Consider the following 23406-nt stretch of genomic DNA (forward strand, 5'->3'; position numbering starts at 1 on the left):
GGCTCACTTCAAGTCGGCCAACGCCTTCCGCGCAGCTTCGAGTTCGGCCTCCAGTGCTGCGACCCGCGCGGCGTGCGCAGCGCGCGCTTCGGCCACCAACGCCTCGATCGGGGCGGACAGGTCCTCGTGCAGTTCCTTGGCGGCGCGTGCCACCGCGGCGGCCGCCACCGCGAGGTTGCGCACCAGGTAGCTGCTGCCCTGCTTGATCTCCGCGTGCCACTCGCCGTCGGCGGTGCCGGTGACGGTGAGGGTCAGCTCCAAGGTTTTGGGCTTCTTTGCGGCCGGCTTCTTGACCGGCTCCTTCACGGCGGCCGGAGCCGGGACGGCCGGCGCCGGGGAGGCGGGCGGCGCCACCGGGAACGAACTGACGTCGGCGGCGTTGGGGGCGAGCGTGGGCGCAGTCATGAGGCGGCTACTCCTTGGTCGGTCGTCACCCGCGGCGGGCAACGTCGACACGAATTAGAACACACGTTCGATCACGACGCGGGTCGGGTGCGCCGCGACACGCCGGGTCAGCCCCTATGCTGGGACGACGTCCCCGACGCCGAGGAATCGATGAGTCGATGAAGCCTGCAGCCCCTGCTCCGACGGTCGCGGTGTCGGCGCGGACCGAGTTCCTGACCGGGCGCCATCATGCGGCGGCACGAGCCGGACTCGTGCTGCTGGTCGCGGGCATGATGACGCTGGTGGCCCTCAATCTGGCCGGGGCGCCCGGGTTCGTGATCGCAACGACGGCAGCGACTCTGGTCACGGCCGCGCTGGCGGCGCTGACCTACGGGCGGCTTACCGGCCGGGGCGCAATCCTGGTCACCGTAGACGGCGACAGCGTGTACTTCGGCGACGAGGCCCGGCAGATCGTCAGTTACCCGCTGACGTCGTTGACCGCGGCACGGCGAGGCGGACCCGCCGATGTCACCTCCACCGACGGCCGGTATCTGACCGTGCTGGGCCACAAGTACCTGAAGCTGACTTTTTCCACCGACACCGCCGGCAGTGACGAGTGGTGGGTGGCCATCGTCGAATCCGATCCCGCGGCCGCGGAGATACTGCGCCGGCTGCAGTCGGCGCTGCCGTCGCGGGTGGCCGGCGCCGCCGCCGGGCCACCGCCCGCGCCCGCGCGGGCGCCGCAGCCACCGCCGGCCGCGGGGCCGCGGATCGCCGATGCGGGCAGCGAAGAGGCCGCCAAACGGTTGTGGGAGGACGCGATCCGGCACCACAACGCTGTCCTGGGCGCCTACGGCTCCTACGAACTCGACCCGGCCATGCTGCTCCGGTATCCGGCGATCACCGACGTGACCGTCGAGCAGACCCAGACCTTCCAGATGGCACTCGATGAGGCGCAGGCCCTGCGCACCGAGGAGTACCCGGGCAACCGCGGGCTGGCCGACGCCTACGGGCGGGCGGTCACGGTGCTGCGCCGCGCCTGGATCGGGTGTGAGGCGCACGGGAAGAAGGTCGGCACCGGCTACCTTGACCGTGCCGACCAGGATGAACTCGATACCGCGCTCAAGCTCTACAACCACGCGGCCGCCAGCACCCTGCCGGCCGAGCAGGCCACCTACTACGGCCGCGTCCGCGACATCGTCACCAGACTCGCCGAGCGTGGTGCGATCCGCCCGCCGAAAGTTCAGCTCGCACAGTTGGAGGGCGTCACCCGCCGTGCGATCGAATCAGCACGCTGACGCTCAACGGGTGCCCTGCTTGATAAAGCGCCCGGCCGGTGAGTAGGTGCCCGACGCGGCGTCCACACCCGCGAGCTGAATCCGGATTACCAGTCCGAGCTCTTCTCTTCCGTTGTCGGACATCTCGATATCGACGGCCCGGCTTTCGTAGGGTTCCAGGGAACCGCGCCGCATGGCCTGTGCGCGAACCGATTCGAACACCGCCGGCGATATGTCGTCGAAACGAAAGCCCGGTCCTCGTGTGCGGTAGGACCGGGAGGTGACGACCGGGAACTGCCCCGGAACCACGACGGCCTCACCGGTGCGGCCATCGGAACCGAACTCGATCAGCCCCCCGCCGCTGTTTTGAATGCGGCCGGCGTGCAGCAGTGGGGTGTTGGCCGCGATGCCCCGAATCTGAAGGGTGCTCAGCACCGGGTCCGACGCTCCGACACCGGCCAGGTCCAGCGCTTGGCGGGCCGATCGGAGTGCCGCAGCGAAGTCGGCCGGGTCGAAAAGCGCGGCGACGGTGCCGTCGGGACGCGCCTCGACGGAGGTGGGGAACGCGAAGGCGCTGGGCGCATCGAACGTGCCCGTGAGCATCAGCGGTTCCGTCGGTCCGGTCCGCTGGATCCGCAGCTCTTTCATGGCCGCGTCGTTACCCACCGCGTGGAACTCCCGGGCCATCCGATCGGCGATGGTGGCCAACGGGATCGTCGCCACGTCCTCGGCGGTGAAGGTGCTCGACTTACGTAGCCTGTTGGATGTAGGGCTGGTGTGAACGTCTCGGCCCTCGGCGATGTAGACCGACGTGGCTTCGCCATTGGCGGGGTTGAACACTGTCGCGTAATCCGATCCGCCGTCGGCGAAGCGAAGATCCAGCAGATTATCCGCAGCACCGGGCCCGAGCCGTTCGCTGATGACCCGCAGCATGTTGGCCCGACGGGCATCCAGATCCGCGGTCTTGGTCGGCGCCGACACCGACGCAGAAATCGACGGCACGCGGATCGACACCTGCCACGCATCACCGACGCCGAGCAGCACCGCCCATGTCGTCAGCACCGTGATCGCGGGATACCCCACGGCCCGCTTTCCGGGGTGATCGCGGAAATCGGCGGTGCGCTTCGGCTCGCGCGGCGGCAACCCCTCCGGCGGCAGGGCCGTGTCGGGGCGCTTGGTCAGCGACTCGAAGTCGTTGCGTGACATCGATGTCACCCAGCGCGCCTGATAGGAGGTGTCGTTGGCGGGGCTGATGGTGGCGGTCACCAGCGTCGGCTGCTGATCCGCGTCGGCCAGTGTGCTGCGGGTGAGGGCCTCGATACGTGCCGGCACGAAGAGTGAAGCCGTCCCGGACGCGAACCTGGTGAGCCCGGAGGTGCGCGAGGACCGCGGCACGACCAGCAACCCGGTGAGGATCAGCGGTATCCCGATGAACGCCGCCATCCACCAGGCATTGCAGGCCCCAAGCCCGATACCGGCGGCGATGAGGGCACCGGCCATCCCGGCGCGACCCGCACGCGACACGACGGTGGGCATCGGGGCCACCGCTCAATCCGCCGGCGGCGGGCTCATGGAGGTGACGTAGTAGGTCTCCTGCCCGGTCGGATAGCCGCCGCCGTCGGTGGCGATGTGGACGTGGTCGTAGTGGTTGGCGGTTTCGTTGCCGTAATCCGAGGTCCAGTTCCCACCGCCGACACCCGGGTAGATCTTCTGCCGCCAGATCACGTGGTGGACGCCCCAGCGCGCGGCGTTGGCCAGCGCATACCCGGCCACCTGGTCGCCGAGCAGGATCCCGGCCTCGCTGTGATAGTCCGGGATCATCACGTCGATGGCCAAGCCGCTGGGATGCCACTTCAGCGGGTCCTGACGGTAGCCGTAGATGGTCTTGATCTCCTGAAACAGCACGCCGATGGTGCGGGCCGCCCAAATGGTCTTGACCTGCAGGCCGCTCTCCGGAGCCACCCCCGGCGGTAGCGGGAAGGTGAACTGCTGACCGTCGGTGGGCACCGGCACGCTGGCTGCCAGGGCCGCGGCCTCCTCGGGGTTGGCCATCCGGATGCCGCCGGTGGGTGGTGGTGCGGGCGTCGCAGACGTCGTGGGCGCCGCCACGGTGGATTCGGAAGGCGGGGGAGCCGGATTATGGCTGCCCTGGGCGTACAGAAGGGCTCCAGAGACCGCCAGTGACGTCAGAATTGCCAGGCTGCGACCGCAGATCCTAGCGATCTTTCGTCCGTCCACCACGAGGACTTTAGTTAATCGCGCGCCGAACCTGCCGGAGCGGTGCCGCGACGCGGCTCCCGCGTCGCCGTCATCGGTGCCCCGCGCCGGCCTCCGGCACGGTCGATTCGGCGGATCATCCGCGCCGTGGCGGCTTCCGCTGCGAGCCGGCCGACACCGAGGCGCTACACGCCGGGGCACAGCTCCTGGTGTGCGGCCTGCGCGATCAGGGGGAACTGCGGCCACGCCGGGTAGTACGGCTGCTGCGCCTCGACGGATCGGCCCACCCGCAGGTTCTCGCAGATCATGTGCCCGAGCGTGCGCACACTGGGCTCGGTTATCGGCTGGTCGGCGGCGTAGCGGGCGGTGTAGCCGTGGGTATTGAGGTAGTTCATGAAACCGGCCTCATCGGCATGCGCCGGTGCGGCCGCGATCGACATCCCCATCGCGACACCGGCGACGACCGCCGCCGCGGTGAACCGGACCGTCCCACTCATAGCAGGGATGCTACGTCCGACCGGGCGCAGCGTGCCTGCCACACCCGGCAAGCTTCCGGGGCGGAGGGGGATTGCTGCTAGCGTCAGCGGCGAGGAGAAAGGCGCTCGAGGTGAAACCAACCGCACTCGCGACGGCCCTGGCCGCAGGCGCGCTGGCCGGGCTGATCGGTGCCGTATCCGCTTCGGCAGACCCGCTCAACCCGCGTGACCCCGACTACTGCGGCGACAGCCCGGACATCCTGGTGTGCACCGAGCACTTGTCGACCTATCCCAGCCCCGCAGAGATGGCCTACCTCAACGCCATCCGCGGAAAGTTCCCGCCCGGCAGTGAAGCCCGCCGACTGGCCGCCGGACGGACCGCGTGTCTGGAGTTCTCGAAGCATCCGCGGAGTCTCATCGTCGAGCAGCTCTCGGTTTACCTGCAGGTCGCCAATCCCACTGCCGCCGAGGTGGTCGAGGCCGCCCACCTCAACATCTGCCCGTCGGTCAAGACTCAGGGCTGAACCTGATCAGCGACCGTGGCGGCGCAACCCGTCGCGGATCGCGGCCTGGGCTGCGACGTCACACTCGTTGTAGCTCAAACACCACCGTCGGGCGGCTTCGGCCGACGGACCGCTGCCGCGGGCGTTTTCGACGGCGCCCAGCGAGACCAGGCCACCGGGATCGTCAACCTCCCAGCGGAAGCCGAAGGATGCGGCGACCTGTTTGATCGATGAGGATGTGCGGGCGAAATACGTCGCGTCGAACCACTTCCGCAGGTCAAAGGTGATCCCCGCAAGAGCATGCTCGACATCGGCGAATCTGCGCGTACGGGATGTCTCCGGGTGGTCCCAGTGAAAGACCATGAGCGATTTGCCCTCACGGGCTGCCCGGTCGCGGAGCTGCTGAATCCGGCGGGCGAACTCGGCGGCGAGCTCGGCCTCGGCCGCGTCGTCGAGCGGATCGAACGAGACCACCGGCTCATAGCCGGCGGTGGTGTCGTCCTGGCCTTCGCGAATGCGCAGGCCCCACTGGTAAATCCGGCCCCGGTCATCCCACTCGATGTCGAAGTCGACCTCGATGTCGGCGGCAGGAACCGACGGCGCTCCGGGCTCGTGGGCCTCGAAATCAACACCGTCACAGGCCATTCGAGCTCGCCGTACGACCTTTGCCAAACGTTCGCCGGGACGGTTCTTGCCGACGGACTGGACTCGGAACGCCTCGAGGTGCGCCTCGGTGTCGACGGCCGCCAGCTGGGCGACGCTCAACCCGGCGCCGTCGCCGCAGTTTCGGTACAGATACTGCCATTCCCGCACCGTGAGGTGGCCGACCTCGATCGCGAACGATGCGTCGTGTTCGCCGGCCACCGCGGCGCAGTAGTCGAACCACGCGCATGTCGCGCAGTCCCGGATGCGATAGGGCCGCACCAGTTCCCGTCCGGCCGCGGCGGCCGTCGCGACATCGAGACGGAACGCGAACTCATGGTCGTAACGCTGCAGGGCCGAGCGGGCCTTGCGACGTGTCGGATCGCTCGACGAGTACGTCACGATGTTCTCGGCGTCCAGGTCATACCAGGTCACGCCCAGGCTCTCGCCCACCAGCGCGGTCAGATCCGAGCTGCCGACGATGCCGCCATGGTTGACCCCGGGGTGAAAACCCAAGTCCTGCAGCATCCGGGTGTAGTGCGCCAGCTGCATGACATCGTCGTGCCACCGTGCGCCGCGATGGCTGTGCCCCGGCACGGTCAGCCGGTGCTGCGGGTCGGACAGCGGCGAGACCTCGACGTGCGCACGTTTGCCGGCGATCACGGTGCGGTGGTTCTTGATGTCGACGGGCAGATAGCCGTTCTGGTGCCTGACCAGCATGTCGGGCAGGCCCCTGCGACCGCCGACGTCCGGCAGGCGCCCGCCGGCGATCACCTCGACACCGGCCTCCATCGCTGCCACGGTGCGCCGTTGACGTTCCTCGGCGCCGGTTTCGTCCTCGATGAGCAGCAGACGCCCGGTTTCGCCGAAGCGTGCCCGGAGTTCGTCGACCACGCGGCCCTCGAACGCGATTCCGGCCTCGCGCAGCGACTCCAGGTCAGGACGTGGCGGCGCCGGTTCCGGGACTCCCGGCGCGAATTCGTTGTGGGTGAGGCGGGCACACAGTTTTGCCGGGTAACCGCCCAGCGTGACCGGTGCCATGACGCCCGCCCTTACCTACGGCGCCTGCCGCCGGGCGCCCACCGCGAACTCACCGATCAGCGCTGCGACGACTCCGAACGCGAAGTACAACGGCACCAGCCATGGTGCCACCCCGAACAACTGGTCGGAGCCGGGGGCGTAACGGAACTGCCCCGCGGCAGCGATCCCGATCTCGACGAGCGGTCCGATGACGGCGACCAGCACACCGCAGGCGATCGCCGGCCGATCTCCGAGCGCGTAGAAGGTGATCGTGGCCAACGCACAGATCAACGTCGTCAGGGGCACCACCGGGGCGGAGTGCAGCATCGCGGTGACGACATAGCTGCCCAGAACGGCGGCCAGACCGGCCACCCCTTGGCGCAGCGTGACCGTACTGCGGGGCGCGGGCAGATGCAGCCGAAGCTCCGCAAGGAAGACGGTGGCCGATCCGACCAGGATCGGGAAGTAGAGCGGACTGCTCCAGATGAACGGGATGGCCTGCGAGGGGAGAAGGTACTCGGTGGTCCCGGTGATCACATGCGAGTGGTCACCGATCAGACCGGCTGCTGCGCCCAGGGCGAACAGCAACGCAGCGATCGAGGGGCGTAATTTCACCACCGCAGTATCGTCCATCGGATGAGCGCCGAGGATCGCGCCCGCTGGGACGCGACGTATGCCGGGCGCTCGGCTGCGGGCGCGATCGGTCCGGCGGAGCAGTTTGCGGCGTTCGCCGACGCATTTCCGGTGTCAGGTCGCGCGGTGGACATCGCCTGCGGTCAGGGCACCGCGGCGGTCTGGCTGGCCCTGCGGGGACTGTCGGTGACCGGGTTCGACATCTCCCCGGTTGCCGTTGCGCAGGCCCGTGACCTGGCCGAGCGGCACGGGGTCGGGAACCGGTGCCGGTTCGACGTCGTCGACCTCGACGACGGCCTGCCGGAGGGACCGCCTGCCGATGTCGTCTACTGCGCGCGGTTTCGCGACCGGCGGCTCGACACACCGATGGTGCGCCGCCTGGCCCCGGGGGGACTGCTGGCGGTCACCGCCTTGAGCCAGGTCGGCGGCACCGCCGGACGGTTCCGGGCGGCGCCCGGTGAGCTGCGCGCGGCGTTCCCCGGTGTCGAGGTGATCGCCGGTGGCGAAGCCGACGGCTTGGCGTGGTTGTTGGCGCGCCGGCCCGCGGCCGGGGCGCCGCAGGGCTAAGCCGGAGCCGGTGCCTGGAAGTCGCCGGGCTCCGGACCGGGCTCGGCCGGTACCTCGTCGAGCGGCAGGGCATCCATCGGCGGCGCCTCGCCGGCCGGGAACCCGAACGGCAACTCGACGGGCGGCGCGGGCGGCGCCTCCATCGCGGGCGGTGCCTCCAACGGCAGTGCCTCCAACGGCGGGGCGTCCAGCGGTGCCGCCATCAGCTCGATGCCCATGGGTTCGCCCATCGGCTCTGCCGGGGGCGGCGGGGCCGGCTCGTTCATGGGGGCGAACTCCATGAACGGCGCGTCCATCGGTGCGGGCGCCTCGGCCGGCGGCTCGACGTCCATCGGGAGATACATGTGGTGGGTGAACTGCGATTGGTAGGCGCCGCCGCCGCCGATGTTCACACCGCCGCGTTCGCCGCTGGCCACCGGTGTGCCGTCAGGCAGGGTCACCGCGGTGTGATGGCTGTTCCAGCCCACCACCAGGGCGCCCGGCGCGGTGCCGTACTTAAAGCCCCGGGCCAGCAGCGCTGACTCCTCGTTGGCGGTGTGGAACCGGCTGCCGAAGGCCGGCCGACCGGTGGCGATGTTGGACACCCACGAGGCCAAACCGGAGCAGTCCGTGCCGGCGGGGGAGTCGCCGCCGAGGATGTACGGGGTTCCGGAAACCTCCTGGATGAGCGCCATTATTGCTTCGAGACCAAACATGACCAGGCACAGTAACAACGCTTATCTTGGTCGCCAAAATCTGTGGCACGCCTCACGTTTAGCCTCGATGTTGTCAAACACGACGTGCGAATGAAAAACACCAGGTAGGGCTATGAAAATACCACGGCGGGCGTCAATATATTTGCGTTGGTGCTGGTAGAGGTCCGAAACACGTTTGCGGCGGGCGACTGTCGCAGGTCACAATTCGGTTTATCTACGCGAAATTGCCTGGTCAATGGGTGAATTGCAGACCCGATTTGCCACTGAAATCGCTGGATAATGCGCCGCCCATGGTACGTCATATTCCGCACCGAAAGTGATGCTGCTTACAGTGCACGCTTTGCGTTCTTGACCAGGTTCGAGCCGATGATCAGCCGCTGGATCTCACTGGTGCCCTCGTAGAGCCGCAGCAGACGGACGTCGCGGTAGATGCGCTCGACCGGCACGCCCCGGATGTAGCCGCTGCCGCCGTGAATCTGTACCGCCAGGTCCGCGACCTTGCCGGCCATCTCGGTGCAGAACACCTTGGCCACCGACGGCGCGATCCGCCGGTCCTCGTCGTTGACCCACTTGCGCGCGGCGTCACGGACCAGCGCCTGGCCTGCCATCACCCCGGTCTGCTGATCGGCGAGCATCGCCTGCACCAGCTGGAAGTCGCCGATGATGCGGCCGCCCTGCGTGGCGGTGGCGGCGTAGTTCACCGATTCGTCGAGGGCGCGCTGCGCGGCGCCCACCGCCAGCGCCGCGATGTGGATCCGGCCGCGGGCCAGCGACGTCATCGCGGCCCGGTAACCGATGTCCTCGCTGCCCCCGACCAGGGCGGCGTCGGTCAACCGCACGCCGGAGAAGGTGACATCGGCCGTGGCCGCGCCTTCCTGGCCCATCTTGGCGTCCTTGGCCCCCACCTGCACCCCGGCGGTATCGGCCGGCACCAGGAACACCGCGATCCCGGCGCCGCGCTCGTCAGCGGGCCGGGTGCGCGCGAACACCACGAACAGATCGGCCATCGGAGCGTTGGTGATGAACCGCTTCTGGCCGTCGAGCACCCACTCCTGCCCGTCGCGGACGGCCTTGGTCCGCAGGCCCGAGGGGTTGGACCCGGCGCCGGGTTCGGTGAGCGCGAACGAGGCGACGGCGCCGGAAGCGATGGGCTCCAGCCAGCGCTTCTTCTGCTCGTCGGTGCCGAACCCGACCAGCACCTGGCCGGCGATGCCGTTGTTGGTGCCGAACATCGAGCGCACCGACGGGCAGGTATAGCCCAGCTCCATCGCCAGCTCGACGTCCTGGGCCAGGTTCAGGCCCAACCCGCCCCATTCCTGGGGGATCGCGTAGCCGAACAGGCCCAGATCCTTGGCCGCCTGCCGCAGGTCGTCGGGGACCCGATCGGTGTCGAGGATCTCCTGCTCCCGCGGCAGCACGACCGTCCGGACGAATCGGCGGGTCTGGGACAGGATGTCGGCGAAGACGTCGTCGTCGACGGATGCGGGCGTCATGACGCGGCCCCTTTCGGCACTGGTCGGGAAATCATATATGAAATATGATGTGGCCCGACCGCGGGTGGGCACAACAGGCAGAGGACGGGAAACGTGGCATTACTCAACGGCCAGACGGCGGTGATCACCGGTGGAGCACAGGGGCTGGGCTTTGCGATCGCGCAACGCTTCGTCGCCGAAGGCGCCCGGGTGGTGCTGGGCGATCTGAATCTGGAGGCGACCGAGGCAGCGGCGGCCCGGCTCGGGCCGGACGCGGCGGTGGCGGTGCGCACCGACGTCACCGACTCCGCTGAGGTCGACGCCCTGGTGGCAACCGCCGTCGAGCGATTCGGCGGCCTGGACATCATGGTGAACAACGCCGGCATCACCCGCGACGCCACCATGCGCAAGATGACCGAAGGCGATTTCGACCAGGTGATCGCCGTCCACCTCAAGGGCACCTGGAACGGACTGCGTGCAGCCGCGGCGATCATGCGGGAACGCAAACGCGGCGCGATCGTGAACATGTCCTCTATATCGGGCAAGGTGGGCATGATCGGGCAGACCAACTATTCCGCCGCCAAGGCCGGCATCGTGGGCATGACCAAGGCCGCCAGCAAGGAGCTCGCCTACCTCGGGGTCCGGGTCAACGCGATCCAGCCGGGGCTGATCCGCTCGGCGATGACGGAGGCCATGCCGCAGCGGATCTGGGACTCCAAGGTCGCCGAGGTGCCGATGGGCCGGGCCGGCGAGCCCGACGAAGTGGCCGGTGTCGCGTTGTTCCTGGCCTCGGACCTGTCCTCTTATATGACGGGCACTGTGCTCGAGGTGACCGGCGGGCGGCACCTATGACCCTGCGCGAGGTGGTGATCTGCGAACCCGTTCGCACTCCGATCGGCCGCTACGGCGGGATGTTCAAGGCGCTGACGGCTGTCGACCTCGGCGTCGCCGCGCTGACCGGGTTGCTGGAACGTACCGGCCTGCCCGCCGATGCCGTCGACGACGTGGTGCTGGGGCACTGCTACCCCAACAGCGAGGCGCCGGCGATCGGCCGGGTGGTCGCTTTGGATGCCGGGCTGCCGGTGACCGTGCCGGGCATGCAGGTCGACCGGCGATGCGGATCGGGCCTGCAAGCGGTGATCCAAGCCGGCCTGCAGGTCGGCAGCGGGGTCCATGAGGTGGTGATCGCCGGCGGCGCGGAGAGCATGAGCAATGTGGCGTTCTACTCCACCGACATGCGCTGGGGCGGCGCCCGCCACGGCGTCGCGGTGCACGACGGCCTGGCCCGGGGCCGGACCACCGCCGGCGGACGGCACCATCCGGTACCCGGCGGGATGCTGGAGACCGCGGAGAACCTGCGCCGGCAGTATCAGATATCGCGAGCCGAGCAGGACGAACTCGCGGTCACCTCGCACCAGCGCGCGGTGGCGGCACAGCGCAGTGGGGTGCTCGCCGAGGAGATCATTGCCGTGACGGTGCCCTCCCGCAACGGCGACGAACGCATCGACACCGATGAGCACCCCCGGGCCGACACCTCGATGGAGACGCTGGCGAAGCTGAAACCCGTTCTGGCCAAAAGCGATCCCGAAGCCACCGTCACGGCCGGCAACTCCAGCGGCCAGAACGACGCCGCCGCGATGTGTGTGGTGACCACCCGGGACAGGGCCGCGCAGCTGGGACTGACCCCGCTGGTGCGACTGGTCTCCTGGGGGCTCGCCGGGGTCAAGCCCGACGTCATGGGAATCGGACCGGTACCCGCCACCGACGTGGCACTGGCCAAGGCCGGTCTCACCCTGGCCGATATCGACCTGATCGAGCTGAACGAGGCGTTCGCCGCCCAGGCGCTGGCCGTCATGGCGGAGTGGAAGTTCGGCGACGCGGACCGGGAGCGGACCAACGTGCACGGTTCCGGGATCTCGCTGGGCCATCCGGTGAGTGCGACCGGCGGGCGGATGCTAGCGACGCTGGCGCGCGAACTGCACCGTCGTCAGGCACGTTACGGTCTGGAGACCATGTGCATCGGGGGCGGCCAGGGACTGGCCGCGGTGTTCGAGAGGATCGATGCATGAGCAGAATCTGCCAAACGCTGGGCCTGACCGAGAGTCAGACCGAGATCGTCGCTGCGGTACGGGCATTCGTCGACAAAGAGGTCATACCGCACGCGGCCGAACTCGAACGCGCCGACGCCTACCCGCAACAGATCGTCGACGGGATGCGGAACCTGGGCCTGTTCGGCCTGATGATCCCCGAAGCCTACGGCGGTTTGGGCGAGTCGCTGCTGACCTATGCGCTGTGCGTCGAGGAGCTCGCGCGCGGCTGGATGAGCGTCTCCGGGGTGATCAACACCCACTTCATCGTCGCCTACATGCTGCGCCAGCACGGCACCGAGGAGCAGAAGCAGCGCTATCTGCCGGCGATGGCGACCGGCGACGTGCGCGGAGCGTTCTCGATGTCCGAGCCCGAATTGGGATCCGACGTGGCCGCCATCCGCACCCGCGCGACCCGCACCCCCGAGGGCGACTACCTCATCAACGGCCAGAAGATGTGGCTGACCAACGGAGCAACGTCGAGCCTGGTCGCCGTGCTGGTGCACACCGACGAGGGCGCCGACACCCCACACCGCAACATGACGGCGTTCCTGGTCGAAAAGCCCACCGGGTTCGGCGAAGTCGTACCGGGGCTGACCATCCCCGGCAAGCTCGACAAGCTCGGATACAAGGGCATCGACACCACCGAGATGATCTTCGACGACTACCGCGCCAGTGCCGCCGACATCCTGGGCGGCACGACCGGCCGCGGCTTCTACCAGATGATGGACGGCATTGAAGTCGGCCGGGTCAACGTGGCGGCCCGCGCCTGCGGGGTCGGGATTCGCGCCTTCGAGCTCGCCGCCCGGTACGCCCAGCAGCGCAGCACGTTCGGCAAGCCGATCGCCGAACACCAGGCGGTTGCGTTCGGGCTCGCCGAAATGGCCACCAAGGTGGAGGCCGCACACCTGATGGTCGTCAACGCCGCCCGGCTGAAGGACTCCGGCGAGCGCAACGACGTTGCCGCGGGCATGGCGAAGTACCTGGCCAGCGAGTACTGCAACGAGGTGACTCAGCAGAGCTTCCGGATCCACGGCGGCTACGGCTACTCGAAGGAATACGAGATCGAGCGCCTGATGCGCGACGCGCCGTTTTTGCTGATCGGCGAGGGGACCAGCGAAATCCAGAAGCAGATCATCAGTAAACGGCTGCTCGCCGACTACCGCATCTAAGACATGTCCGCGCCCGACTTCAGCACTCGGCCGCAGCTGTCGGAGGCCGTCGCACGGCTGGTGCGGCAGCGCATCTTCGACGGCGCCTATGCCGCGGGGGCCTACGTCCGGCTGGACCAGCTGGCAACGGAATTGGGCATCAGCGTCACTCCGGTGCGCGAGGCGCTGTTCGAACTGCGCGCCGAAGGCCTGCTCGACCAGCAGCCCCACCGCGGGTTCGTGGTGTTGCCGGTGACCAGGCGAGACCTGGCCGACGTCGCTGATGTCCAGGCGTTCGTGGGCGGCGAGCTGGCGGCGCGGGCTGCGGCCGGTGTCACCGAGGAGCAGCTGCGCGAGCTCAACGAGATCCAGGACCGGCTGGAGCAGGCCTATGCCGGCGACGACGAAGAGCGGATCGTGCGGCTCAACCACGATTTCCACCGGGCGATCAACGTGGCGGCCGACTCGCCCAAGCTGGCCCAGATCATGTCGCAGGTCACCCGGTACGCCCCGGAGGCGGTCTTTCCGGGCATCGCCGGATGGCCGGAGCGCTCCATGCAGGACCACCGCAAGGTGCTCGCCGCCCTGGCGGCGCGCGACCAGACGCTGGCCCGCTCGGCGATGGCCGAGCACCTGGCAGCGGGCGTGATGCCGCTGATCGAGCACCTGGCCGGCCGCGGCGTGGTGGAGTGCCGAGACGGCGACGCGCACCCCGATCAACTCCCGCCGGCGCCGGGGACGTGAGACCGTATCAACACTATGCAGAACCACAATTTCGTGACCTACGAAGAGTTCGGCCGGAAGTTCTTCGAGGTCGCGGTCAGTGAAGAACGAGTGGCAGCTGCGTTCGCCGACATCGCCGGCGACGAGTTTGCCATGCCGTCGATGCGGCAGGGACCGGGCGGCATCGCCAAGGTCAGCGCGACGGTGCGGGTCCAGCAGCCGCGGGTGACACGAACCCTGGGCGAGTTACTCACCTTCGCGATCCACATTCCGCTGGAGATCGACCTGCTCATCGACCTGCGTCTGGACAAGCAACGCTTCACCGTGTCCGGCGACATCGCGTTGCGCGCCACCGCGCGCGCCGCCGAGCCGCTGCTGCTGATCATCGACGTGCCCAAACCGCGGCCCTCCGACATCACCGTCGAGGTGTCCTCGACGTCGATCCGCGGCGAGCTGCTGCGGATCTTCGCCGGCGTCGACGGCGAGATCCGGCGTTTCATCGCCAGCTATGTGGCAGCTGAGATCGACAGCCCCCAGTCTCAGCGAGCGCAGATCATCGACGTGGCCGAACAGCTCGACACCGCCTGGACCGGCATCTGAGTCCTCCGCGCTGCGGTAGCTGCGGGTGGGGCCGCACCGGGTGGCGCCGGGCGCGCCGGATCAGTGCGCCCCGGGCCGGCCAGGAGCCGCAGATGCGGTACGCCCTGGCCGCCGCTGCCTGGCAGCCTGCGAGCTCAGATCGTCTGGTGACGGCCGAAGAACTTGTGGTCTTCGCTGTAGCCGCCGTGGCCGCTGCCGATCTCTTTGTAGCTCGCCACGAACTCGATGCCCTTGATCCACTTGACCAACTTGTAGCCGTGCTGCAGCTCATTGCGCAGCCGCAGCGGCCGGCCATGCATGTAGGGCAGCGGCTGGTCGTTCATGTTGTAGGCCAGCATCGACATGTGGTGCCACATCTGGTCGACCGGGTGAGCGTTGTAGAAGATCCCGCCGGTGGCGCCCAGACCCATCGAGTAGAAGATCGCCCACTTGGCCTCGGGCAGCGGTTTGACGATGTTCATGATCGTCGCCATCTGCACGCCACCCCACTTGGCCACGCCCGACCAGGCCTGCACGCACATGTGCTGGGTGATCTGGTCGTGGTAGGGCAGGGCCTTGAGGTCTTCGAGCGAGAACTCCATCGGGTTCTCGACCAGGCCGTAGACCTTCAGGCGCCAATCCCGGAAGTCTCCGGCCTCCAACTCCTTGTACTCGACGGTGTCGGGTAACCGGCCGTTGCGCCAGTGGAACGGCGAGATGTCCGCCTCGGTGAAGGTGCCGGGCTTGGGGTCGAGCCGCTCCAGCGCCCGCTGGAACGGCCCGATCAGGGCATAGCCGATCTTCTGCACAACCCGCGGGTAGCGCAGGGTGAGCGGGGTGGCCGCGATCCAGGCGATGGCGCAGACCACGAACGCCGCTGCGAAGACGCCGAAGCCGACCCAGCTGTGGTCGTCGCGGGCGGCGAACATGTGGTTGAGGTTCACCAGGGCTTCGGTGGCGAACACCATCGTGACGTGCACGAGGATGAACACCAAGAAGTAGACCAGCACCACGAAGTGCAACGAACGCGCGATCTGCAGGTTCAGGTGCATCCGCTTGCTGACCAGCCCCAACCGCTGAGACAACGCGGGGGACATGCCCAGTGCGGTGATCAGCGCCGCCGGAGCGGCGATGAACACCGTGACGAAATAGGACAGCATCTGCAGCGAGTTGTAGTTCGACCAGGTGTGGTCGGTGGGCCAGTCCAGCGAGGCGTATTGGATCGCGACCGAGGCGGCGTTCGGCACCACGTCGAAGCTGGTGGGAACGATGCGGTGCCACTGGCCGGTGGTGAACAGCAGGACGTAGAAGACCGCCCCGTTGAGCAGCCACAATGTGCCGACGCCCAGGTGCCACCAGCGGGCCAGTCCGATCGAGTGCCGGAAGCCCGGCAGGCCGAACTGGGCGGGCAGTGCGACGGTGTCGGCGTTGGCCGTCCAGTACGGATCGTCGGGGACCGGTGGCCCGACCCGCAGCCATTCGTCTTTGCCGGGGGGGGAGTTGCGGCTGAAGTAGAGCCGGGGATGGTCGCAGAGAATCTGGATGCCGGCGCGGATGATGAAGATCATCATGAACAGGTTGAAAAAGTGCGTCCAGCCCGCCCAGGCCGGGATTCCGCCGGGGAATTCCGACGAGGCGGCGCTGCCCGGGTAGCGTGTGATGAATTCCTCAACGGCAGGGATGTTGCGAATACCTTTGCCGATCGCGATGGTTGCCACCAGCCCGGCGAATCCGATCGGAATCAGCCAGAGCAGGTTGAACCAGCGGTCCCGGCCGAGACGCAGATGCGGGGCGACCGCACGCCGGCTGAGGTCGAAGCCGCCACCGTAAGTCTCGACGTCGACGGTCTCGCTGTGGTTCTGGTGTATCTCGGCCCGGTAGCCCTGGTCGGCCTGCGGTCCGGCGTCGCCGGGGCGGCCGTCTGTCGTAGTCACCCTGCCGACGGTAGCGCGAAAACCATCGTGTCACGATACTTTGACACGAGATCCGCAGCGGTCTGGCAGGAAATCCCGATACCGCAGGTGCGGATTTTTCACCCACCGCCACACGTGCGCGCTTCCCGGCTGCGGCCGGTGCGCGCCGCCGGCGCCCGGGGTGAACGCGGGCCGGAATTCACGTGCCGGCACCATCGCTTTCCGCCGCGTAAACACGCCGATCAACTCATGCCAATCTCGCGCTTAACAGATCGTTCATCTAGCGCAGTCATAATTGCGCCAAGAACGGGCGGACCGAGTTTCGCCGTCGCCGTCAGATTGCAATCTGCACGGCGGGCAGTCGTAGCGTGACACAGCTAGCATGCGCAGTGTAGATACTTGTGACCAGGCAGGGGTACATGACGACAAACAGGGGACCGGCGGTGCGCCGTTATCCGTCAGCGCGGCAGGTGTGGATGGGGGCCCACCGTGACTGACGAAGAGCGGGGCTCCGGCTACGGCCTGGGGTTGTCGACGCGTACCCAGATGACCGGGTACCAATTCCTGGCGCGGCGCACCGCGATGGCGCTGACGCGCTGGCAGGTCCGGATGGAAGTCGAGCCGGGCCGGCGGCAGTCGCTGGCGGTGGTGGCCTCGGTCTCGGCGGCCGCGGTGGTCTGCCTGGGCGCGCTGCTGTGGTCGTTCCTGAGCCCCTCGGGCCAGATGAACGAATCGCCTATCATCGCCGACCGCGATTCCGGCGCCTTGTACGTGCGAGTGGGCGGCACCATATATCCGGCATTGAATTTGGCCTCGGCCCGCCTGATCGCCGGGCGGCCGGACAACCCGCACAAGGTGCGATCGAGTCAGATCGCCGAGCAGCCGCACGGTCCGCTGGTCGGAATTCCGGGTGCGCCGTCGGACATCCGGCCGACCTCGCCCCTGACGTCGTCCTGGTTGATCTGCGACACCGTGGCCAACGTCCAAGGCGTCGGCGCCCCGTCGCCGGTGACGGTGACCGTGATCGACGGCGCCCCCGAACTCAACTCGCGCCGCCGGGTGCTCGACGGTCCGGACGCGGTGGTGCTGCGCTACGGCAACGAGTCCTGGGTGGTTCGCCAGGGCCGCCGCTCGCTGATCGACGCCGCCGACCGGGCGGTGCTGCTGCCCCTGGGCCTGACGCCCGAGCAGGTGGACCACGCCCGCCCCATGAGCCAGGCGCTGTTCGACGCACTGCCGGTGGGCCCGGAACTGGCCGTGCCGTTCGTGCCCGATGCCGGCAAGCCGCCGGCTTTCCCGGATGCCCCCGGCCCCGTGGGCACCGTCTTCACCACCCCGCAGCTGGCTGGGCCGCAACAGTATTCGGTCGTGCTCATGAACGGCATCCAGACCGTGTCGCCGGTGGTGGCCCGCATTCTGCAGAACGCCGGCGCCACCGGGGGCGGTGCGCCGGCGGTGGTGACACCGCAGGACCTGGCCAAGATGCCGGTGGTCACCGGTTTGGACCTCTCGGCCTACCCCGAAGGACCGCTTCAGGTGGTCGACATCAAGGAGAACCCCTCCACCTGCTGGTGGTGGGAGCGGTCCACCGGAGACAGCCGGGCCCGCGTGCAGGTGGTGTCGGGACCGACGATTCCCGTGCCCCAGAAGGAGATGGGCCGGGTGGTCTCCCTGGTGAAGACCAATGACCCCGCCCTGCCGGAGGCCGACCGCGTCTACTTCGGCCCGGGCTACGGCAACTTCGTCGCGGTGACCGGCAACGACCCGGACGCCTCCACGCGGGAATCGTTGTGGTGGCTGTCGGCGTCCGGCGTGCGCTTCGGGATTCCCGGTGACGACGAGCGCAAGGCGCTGGGGCTGGTCGGCGAACCGGCACCGGCCCCGTCGGTGGCGTTGCGCCTGCTGGCGCACGGCCCGACCCTGTCCCGGCAGGATGCGCTGGTGCGTCACGACACCCTGCCAACCGATATGAGCCCAGCAGAATTGGCGGTGCCCAGATGAAACGTGGATACGCCCGGCCGACGCCGGAACGCGCGCCGGTGGTCAAGCCGGAGAACATCGTATTGCCGACGCCGCTGAGCGTCCCGCCGCCCGAGGGCAAGCCGTGGTGGCTGGTGGTGGTCGGGGTGCTCGTGGTCGGCCTGCTGGTGGGCATGGTGGCCATGACCGTGGCCAGCGGCTCCCGGATGTTCCTGGGCGCCGGCTCGATCTTCCCGATCTTCATGATCGGCGGCGTCGCGATGATGATGTTCGGCGGCCGTTTCGGCGGCGGCGCCCAGCAACTGAGCCGGCCGAAGCTGGACGCGATGCGCGCCCAGTTCATGCTGATGCTGGACCGCCTGCGGGAGTCGGCTTCGGATTCCGCGGACAGCATGGACGCCAACTACCGCTGGTACCACCCGGCACCGGCCACGCTGACCGCCTCGGTGGGGTCGTCGCGCATGTGGGAGCGGCAGCCCAACGGCAAGGACCTCAACTTCGGGTTGGCCCGGGTCGGGGTCGGCATGACGCGGCCCGAGGTCACCTGGGGTGAGCCCCAGAACATGCCGACCGACATCGAACTCGAACCGGTGACCGGTAAGGCGCTGCAGGAGTTCGGGCGCTACCAGAGCGTCGTCTACAACCTGCCGAAGATGATCTCGCTGCTGGTCGAACCGTGGTACTCCCTGGTCGGCGACCGGGAAAAGGTGCTCGGGCTGATGCGGGCGATCATCTGCCAGCTGGCCTTCTCGCACGGCCCCGACCACCTGCGCATGATCGTCGTCACTTCCGATGTGCCGCAGTGGGACTGGGTGAAGTGGATGCCGCACTTCGGCGACCCGCGCCGCCAGGACGCCGCCGGCAACGCCCGCATGGTCTACGGCTCGGTGCAGGACTTCGCCACCGAACACGCCGAATTGTTCTCCGGACGTGGATCTTTCATGCCGCGCCACGCCAGTTCGTCGGCCGAGACGCCGACTCCGCACCACCTGATCATCGTCGACGGCCTGGACCCGCAGTGGGAGTACGTCAACACCACCGAGGGCATAGACGGGGTGACGTTCTTCGATCTGACCGGGGAACCGGAATGGCGGGGTGTCTCGCAGCGGGTGCTGCGCATCGACGACAAGGGCATCATCAACGCCCTGCCCCGTGACCGCGACACCTGGATGGTGATCGACGACAACGAGTGGTTCTTCGCCCTGGCCGACCAGGTCAGCGCGACTGACGCCGAACTGTTCTCCCAGCGCATGTCGCACTGGCGGCTCGCGGCGGCCTACGAGGAGATCGGCCAGAAGGTGACGCACCACATCGGTGCGCGCGACATCTTGTCCTACTACGGGATCGAAGACGCCGGGCGTATCGACTTCGCCGAGCTGTGGGCGAGCCGGCGCGCCGGGGGGGCCCGGGGCCGGCTGCGGATTCCGTTCGGCAACCGCTCCGACAACGGCGAACTGCTGTTCCTGGACATGAAGTCGCTCGACGAGGGCGGCGACGGCCCGCACGGCGTCATGTCCGGCACCACCGGTTCCGGTAAGTCGACCCTGGTGCGCACGGTGATCGAGTCGCTGCTGCTGGCCCACTCGCCCGAAGACCTGCAGTTCGTGCTGGCCGACCTCAAGGGTGGCTCGGCCGTCAAGCCGTTCGCCGGGGTGCCGCACGTATCGCGGATCATCACCGACCTGGAAGACGACCAGGCCCTCATGGAGCGGTTCCTGGAGGCCATGTGGGGTGAGATCGCCCGGCGCAAGTCCATGTGCGACAACGCCGGTGTCGACGGCGCCAAGGAATACAACGAGATCCGGTCTCGGATGCGCGCGCGGGGGGACGACAGCCTGCCGCCGCTGCCGATGCTGGTGGTCGTTATCGACGAGTTCTACGAGTGGTTCCGCATCATGCCCACCGCGGTCGAGGTGCTGGACTCGATCGGCCGGCAGGGCCGCGCCTACTGGGTGCACCTGATGATGGCTTCGCAGACCATCGAGAGCCGCGCCGAAAAGCTGATGGAGAACATGGGCTACCGGCTGGTGCTCAAGGCGCAGACCGCCGGCGCCGCACAGGCGGCCGGCGTGCCCAACGCGGTCAACCTGCCGGCCAAGGCGGGCCTGGGCTACTTCCGTAAGAGCGGGGAAGAGGTCATCCGGTTCCAGGCCGAGTTCCTGTGGCGCGACTACCACCGGGGCGGGCTGCTCGACGACGAGCAGATGCCGTTGACGCACGCGGTCGACTACATCCGGCCGCAGCTGTTCACCACCGAGTTCACTCCGCTCGAGGTGAGCGTCAGCACCCCCGAGATCGAGGCGGCCGACGAGCTCGCCGCGATCGACTCCAAGCCCGCGGCGGTCTCCGGTGAACCCGCCGAGGAGGAGGACTTCATCCGGACCCCCAAGGTGGGCACGGTCATCATCGACCAGTTGCGCCAGATCGACTTCGAGCCCTACCGGCTGTGGCAGCCACCGCTGGACGTCCCGGTGTCCATCGAGGAGCTGGTGAATCGCTACCTGGGCCACCCGTGGCAGCAGGACTACGGCACCCGCCGCGACCTGGTGTTCCCGATCGGTGTGATCGACCGGCCCTTCAAGCACGACCAGCCACCGCTGACCGTGGACACCGCCGGTCCCGGGGCCAACGTGCTGATCCTGGGCGCCGGTGGTTCGGGTAAGACGACGGCCCTGCAGACACTGATCTGCTCGGCGGCCCTGACCCACACGCCCGAACAGGTCCAGTTCTACTGCCTGGCCTACAGCGGTACCTCGCTGACCACGGTCGCGGGCCTGCCGCACGTGGGCAGCGTCTGCGGGCCGACCGACCCGGACGGCGTGCGCCGCACCGTGGCCGAACTGCTCGCCCTGGTGCGGACCCGCAAGCGCAGCTTCCTGGAATGCGACGTCGCGTCGATGGACGTTTTCCGGCGGCGGAAGTTCGAGGGCGCCCCGGGCCGGGTGCCCAACGACGGTTTCGGCGACGTCTACCTGGTGCTCGACAACTACCGGGCGCTCTCGGAAGACAACGAGGTGCTCGTCGAGCAGGTCAACCAGATCATCAACCAGGGGCCCTCGTTCGGTGTGCACGTCATCGTGACCGCCGACCGCGAATCGGAACTGCGGCCGCCGGTGCGCAGTGGCTTCGGCTCCCGGGTGGAGCTGCGTCTGGCCGCGGTCGAGGACGCCAAGCTGGTTCGCTCGCGGTTCGCCAAGGACGTCCCGGTCAAACCGGGACGGGGCATGGTCGCGGTCAACTACGTGCGCCTCGACAGCGATCCCCAGTCCGGTCTGCACACCCTGATCGCGCGGCCCGCGATGGCCGACACCGACGCCCGGGTGTTCGAGTCCGACAGCGTCGCCGCGGCCGTCAGCCAGGTGGCGGTGGGCCGGGTGCGTCCGGTGCGGCGCCTGCCGGCCCGGTTCGGGCTGGAGGAGGTGCGCGCGGTGGCGGCCAACGACCGCCGCGAAGGCGTGGGTGCCGGCGGTATCGCCTGGGCGATCTCCGAGCTGGACCTGCAACCGGTCTACCTCAACTTCGCCGAGAACGGCCACCTGATGGTGACCGGGCGCCGCGAATGTGGGCGTACCACCACCCTGGCCACCATCATGAGCGAGATCGAACGGCTCTATGCGCCGGGCGCCAGCAGCGCCCCGGAACCCAGCCCGGACGGCCGGCCGTCGGCGCAGGTGTGGCTGGTCGACCCGCGCCGGCAGTTGCTGACCACGCTCGGTCCGGACTACGTGGAGAAGTTCGCCTACAACCTGGACGGCACCATCGAGCTGGTCAACGAACTGGCCGCCACCTTGGCCCGGCGCGAACCTCCGCCGGGGCTGTCGGCCGAGGAGCTGCTGTCGCGGACGTGGTGGAGCGGTCCGGAGATCTTCTTGATCATCGACGACATCCAGCAGTTCCCGCCGGGCTTCGACTCGCCGTTCCAAAAGGCGGCCCCCTGGGTCACGCGATCGGCGGACGTGGGCCTGCATGTGATCGCCACCCGGACGTTCGGGGGTTGGTCGTCGGCGGGAGCCGATCCGCTGCTGCGGGCCCTGCACCAGGCCAATGCGCCGCTGCTGGTGATGGACGCCGACCCCGACGAGGGCTTCATCCGCGGCAAGATGAAGGGCGGCCCGCTGCCCCGCGGCCGGGGTCTGTTGATGGCCGAGGACACCGGGGTGTTCGTCCAGGTCGCAGCCACCGAGCTGCGCCGGGCGCCGGCGCAGGAGCGGGCAACCACTCCGACTGGTTAGGTGTTCGAGCAGCAACCACTGTGACGCCGGTAACAGCGTCGCAGTGGTTGCTGGCGTCTTCACAGCAAAGTGCTGAGCGGCAATTCGCCGCGGCATGATTTAAACCGGGGCGAAGGGGCCGCATATGTCGGTGTCGTTAACCCGCGGGTGCCCGCCCGAAAATCTCAGCAGTGTGTTTCTCCTGCCTGAAGCCCATTTCCGGAGCAACAGCACGGCTTAATCGTGACTGCATTGTTACCCCAGGTGAACACTTGTTATCTGCAGATGAACACTCGGCGTCACGGGTTCTCCGGGGCCGTTGCAGGCCTTACGATCGACACCAGAGAGATTGCTGAGGGCAATCCGGAGGAGGTACCTGCCAATGTCGTTTGTGAATGCGCAGCCCGAAGCGCTGTCAGCTGCAGCAGCCAACCTGAGCGGACTGGGTGCGGCGCTCAACGCGCAGAACGCCGCTGCCGCGGCCCCCACCACCGGCGTTGTCCCAGCGGCCGCCGACGAGGTGTCCGCGCTGACCGCGGCGCAGTTCGCGGCCCACGCGACGATGTACCAGCAGGTCAGCGCGCAGGCCGCGGCGATTCACGACATGTTCGTCGCCACTCTCAACAGCAGTGCAACCTCCTACGCCGCCACCGAGGCAGCCAATGCGGCTGCGGCGGGGTAAATCGAACTACCCGCATTCCCCGGCTACCGACGTCGCCTAGCCGGGTGCAATAACCCGTCAACCAACGAAGAACGACAAGCTTCAGAAAAGGAGAAAACAGTGGCTACACGTTTTATGACCGACCCGGACGCGATGCGTGCGATGGCCGGCCGGTTCGATGTGCACGCGCAGACCGTTGAGGACGAGGCTCGCCG

At 68.2% G+C, this 23406-nt stretch carries 19 protein-coding genes and 2 pseudogenes; 12 read left to right on the top strand and 9 right to left on the bottom strand.

The features are described from left to right. Positions 1-3 precede the first annotated feature (3 nt). On the bottom strand, positions 4-405 hold the full coding sequence (locus LI92_RS06160) for a DUF6319 family protein (RefSeq protein ID WP_152665354.1): 402 nt from the start codon (positions 403-405) through the stop codon (positions 4-6). Between the two features lie 158 nt (positions 406-563). Between LI92_RS06160 and LI92_RS06165 the strand changes: the two genes are divergently transcribed. Then, positions 564-1682, top strand: coding sequence for a hypothetical protein (locus LI92_RS06165; protein WP_046317105.1), 1119 nt, complete (start codon positions 564-566; stop codon positions 1680-1682). 3 nt (positions 1683-1685) lie between these two features. On the opposite strand, the gene LI92_RS06170 is transcribed toward LI92_RS06165, so the two are convergent. From LI92_RS06170 to LI92_RS06180, 3 genes are all read right to left on the bottom strand, one after another. Beyond that, positions 1686-3197 (bottom strand): hypothetical protein, encoded by a 1512-nt coding sequence (locus LI92_RS06170; protein ID WP_046317107.1) that lies wholly within the window; start codon positions 3195-3197, stop codon positions 1686-1688. 12 nt (positions 3198-3209) lie between these two features. Beyond that, entirely contained in the window at positions 3210-3899 is a 690-nt protein-coding gene (locus LI92_RS06175) for a VldE C-terminal domain-containing protein (RefSeq protein ID WP_046317152.1), read from the bottom strand. 164 nt (positions 3900-4063) lie between these two features. After that, complete coding sequence (locus LI92_RS06180) at positions 4064-4375, bottom strand: DUF732 domain-containing protein (RefSeq protein ID WP_046317110.1); 312 nt, start codon at positions 4373-4375, stop codon at positions 4064-4066. Positions 4376-4485: 110 nt separating this feature from the next. Between LI92_RS06180 and LI92_RS06185 the strand changes: the two genes are divergently transcribed. Further along, positions 4486-4878, top strand: coding sequence for a hypothetical protein (locus LI92_RS06185; protein ID WP_046317111.1), 393 nt, complete (start codon positions 4486-4488; stop codon positions 4876-4878). 6 nt (positions 4879-4884) lie between these two features. Here LI92_RS06185 and LI92_RS06190 read toward each other — a convergent pair whose 3' ends face one another. Together LI92_RS06190 and LI92_RS06195 are read right to left on the bottom strand one after the other, a co-directional pair. Next, positions 4885-6540 (bottom strand): ribonuclease H-like domain-containing protein, encoded by a 1656-nt coding sequence (locus LI92_RS06190; RefSeq protein ID WP_046317113.1) that lies wholly within the window; start codon positions 6538-6540, stop codon positions 4885-4887. Positions 6541-6555: 15 nt separating this feature from the next. After that, positions 6556-7134 carry a diacylglycerol-binding protein gene (locus LI92_RS06195; RefSeq protein WP_353585444.1) on the bottom strand — a complete coding sequence of 193 codons (579 nt, stop codon included), beginning with the start codon at positions 7132-7134 and terminating at the stop codon, positions 6556-6558. A gap of 21 nt (positions 7135-7155) precedes the next feature. Here LI92_RS06195 and LI92_RS06200 point away from each other — a divergent pair, with 21 nt between their 5' ends. Then, positions 7156-7719: an SAM-dependent methyltransferase gene (locus tag LI92_RS06200; RefSeq protein WP_046317117.1), complete on the top strand. Its 564-nt coding sequence runs from the start codon at positions 7156-7158 to the stop codon at positions 7717-7719. A gap of 319 nt (positions 7720-8038) precedes the next feature. Here the strand turns inward: LI92_RS06200 and LI92_RS23675 are convergent. Further along, positions 8039-8414 (bottom strand): annotated as a pseudogene (locus LI92_RS23675) (peptidoglycan endopeptidase); the annotation flags it as partial. 326 nt (positions 8415-8740) lie between these two features. Continuing rightward, positions 8741-9907, bottom strand: a complete 1167-nt coding sequence (locus LI92_RS06210; protein WP_046317121.1) for an acyl-CoA dehydrogenase family protein — start codon at positions 9905-9907, stop codon at positions 8741-8743. Between the two features lie 93 nt (positions 9908-10000). Between LI92_RS06210 and fabG the strand changes: the two genes are divergently transcribed. Genes fabG through LI92_RS06235 form a run of 5 tightly spaced genes read left to right on the top strand, consistent with a single transcriptional unit; the run spans position 10001 to position 14447 of the window. After that, positions 10001-10738 carry a 3-oxoacyl-ACP reductase FabG gene (gene fabG, locus LI92_RS06215; RefSeq protein ID WP_046317123.1) on the top strand — a complete coding sequence of 246 codons (738 nt, stop codon included), beginning with the start codon at positions 10001-10003 and terminating at the stop codon, positions 10736-10738. Further along, positions 10735-11955 (top strand): acetyl-CoA C-acetyltransferase, encoded by a 1221-nt coding sequence (locus tag LI92_RS06220; RefSeq protein WP_046317124.1) that lies wholly within the window; start codon positions 10735-10737, stop codon positions 11953-11955. The genes fabG and LI92_RS06220 overlap by 4 nt, the downstream gene beginning before the upstream one ends. Further along, positions 11952-13145, top strand: coding sequence for an acyl-CoA dehydrogenase family protein (locus LI92_RS06225; protein ID WP_046317127.1), 1194 nt, complete (start codon positions 11952-11954; stop codon positions 13143-13145). The genes LI92_RS06220 and LI92_RS06225 overlap by 4 nt, the downstream gene beginning before the upstream one ends. Positions 13146-13148: 3 nt before the next feature. Beyond that, positions 13149-13868 carry a GntR family transcriptional regulator gene (locus LI92_RS06230; protein WP_046317129.1) on the top strand — a complete coding sequence of 240 codons (720 nt, stop codon included), beginning with the start codon at positions 13149-13151 and terminating at the stop codon, positions 13866-13868. Positions 13869-13883: 15 nt separating this feature from the next. Continuing rightward, positions 13884-14447 carry a hypothetical protein gene (locus LI92_RS06235; protein ID WP_046317131.1) on the top strand — a complete coding sequence of 188 codons (564 nt, stop codon included), beginning with the start codon at positions 13884-13886 and terminating at the stop codon, positions 14445-14447. A gap of 134 nt (positions 14448-14581) precedes the next feature. On the opposite strand, the gene LI92_RS06240 is transcribed toward LI92_RS06235, so the two are convergent. Continuing rightward, entirely contained in the window at positions 14582-16360 is a 1779-nt protein-coding gene (locus LI92_RS06240) for a molybdopterin-dependent oxidoreductase (RefSeq protein WP_046317133.1), read from the bottom strand. A 468-nt stretch (positions 16361-16828) separates the two neighbouring features. Between LI92_RS06240 and eccB the strand changes: the two genes are divergently transcribed. From eccB to LI92_RS22190, 4 genes and pseudogenes are all read left to right on the top strand, one after another. Beyond that, positions 16829-18340 carry a type VII secretion protein EccB gene (gene eccB / locus LI92_RS06245; protein WP_046317136.1) on the top strand — a complete coding sequence of 504 codons (1512 nt, stop codon included), beginning with the start codon at positions 16829-16831 and terminating at the stop codon, positions 18338-18340. Beyond that, positions 18337-22551, top strand: a complete 4215-nt coding sequence (locus LI92_RS06250; protein WP_046317139.1) for a type VII secretion protein EccC — start codon at positions 18337-18339, stop codon at positions 22549-22551. The genes eccB and LI92_RS06250 overlap by 4 nt, the downstream gene beginning before the upstream one ends. Positions 22552-22912: 361 nt before the next feature. Next, positions 22913-23212 carry a PE family protein gene (locus LI92_RS06255; protein WP_046317140.1) on the top strand — a complete coding sequence of 100 codons (300 nt, stop codon included), beginning with the start codon at positions 22913-22915 and terminating at the stop codon, positions 23210-23212. Between the two features lie 99 nt (positions 23213-23311). Beyond that, positions 23312-23406: pseudogene (locus LI92_RS22190) on the top strand (WXG100 family type VII secretion target); the annotation flags it as partial.

The organism is Mycobacterium sp. UM_Kg1, assembly GCF_000972925.1.
GTDB lineage: Bacteria > Actinomycetota > Actinomycetes > Mycobacteriales > Mycobacteriaceae > Mycobacterium > Mycobacterium hiberniae.

What these genes read in the sequence shown, in the direction of transcription:
- LI92_RS06220 (WP_046317124.1), top strand. Translation starts at nt 10,735, where the DNA reads ATGACCCTGCGCGAGGTGGTGATCTGCGAACCCGTTCGCACTCCGATC.
- LI92_RS06230 (WP_046317129.1), top strand. Translation starts at nt 13,149, where the DNA reads ATGTCCGCGCCCGACTTCAGCACTCGGCCGCAGCTGTCGGAGGCCGTC.
- LI92_RS06170 (WP_046317107.1), bottom strand. Translation starts at nt 3,197, where the DNA reads ATGCCCACCGTCGTGTCGCGTGCGGGTCGCGCCGGGATGGCCGGTGCC.
- LI92_RS06250 (WP_046317139.1), top strand. Translation starts at nt 18,337, where the DNA reads ATGAAACGTGGATACGCCCGGCCGACGCCGGAACGCGCGCCGGTGGTC.
- LI92_RS06235 (WP_046317131.1), top strand. Translation starts at nt 13,884, where the DNA reads ATGCAGAACCACAATTTCGTGACCTACGAAGAGTTCGGCCGGAAGTTC.
- LI92_RS06200 (WP_046317117.1), top strand. Translation starts at nt 7,156, where the DNA reads ATGAGCGCCGAGGATCGCGCCCGCTGGGACGCGACGTATGCCGGGCGC.
- LI92_RS06190 (WP_046317113.1), bottom strand. Translation starts at nt 6,540, where the DNA reads ATGGCACCGGTCACGCTGGGCGGTTACCCGGCAAAACTGTGTGCCCGC.
- LI92_RS06160 (WP_152665354.1), bottom strand. Translation starts at nt 405, where the DNA reads ATGACTGCGCCCACGCTCGCCCCCAACGCCGCCGACGTCAGTTCGTTC.
- LI92_RS06210 (WP_046317121.1), bottom strand. Translation starts at nt 9,907, where the DNA reads ATGACGCCCGCATCCGTCGACGACGACGTCTTCGCCGACATCCTGTCC.
- LI92_RS06225 (WP_046317127.1), top strand. Translation starts at nt 11,952, where the DNA reads ATGAGCAGAATCTGCCAAACGCTGGGCCTGACCGAGAGTCAGACCGAG.
- LI92_RS06255 (WP_046317140.1), top strand. Translation starts at nt 22,913, where the DNA reads ATGTCGTTTGTGAATGCGCAGCCCGAAGCGCTGTCAGCTGCAGCAGCC.
- LI92_RS06165 (WP_046317105.1), top strand. Translation starts at nt 564, where the DNA reads ATGAAGCCTGCAGCCCCTGCTCCGACGGTCGCGGTGTCGGCGCGGACC.
- LI92_RS06180 (WP_046317110.1), bottom strand. Translation starts at nt 4,375, where the DNA reads ATGAGTGGGACGGTCCGGTTCACCGCGGCGGCGGTCGTCGCCGGTGTC.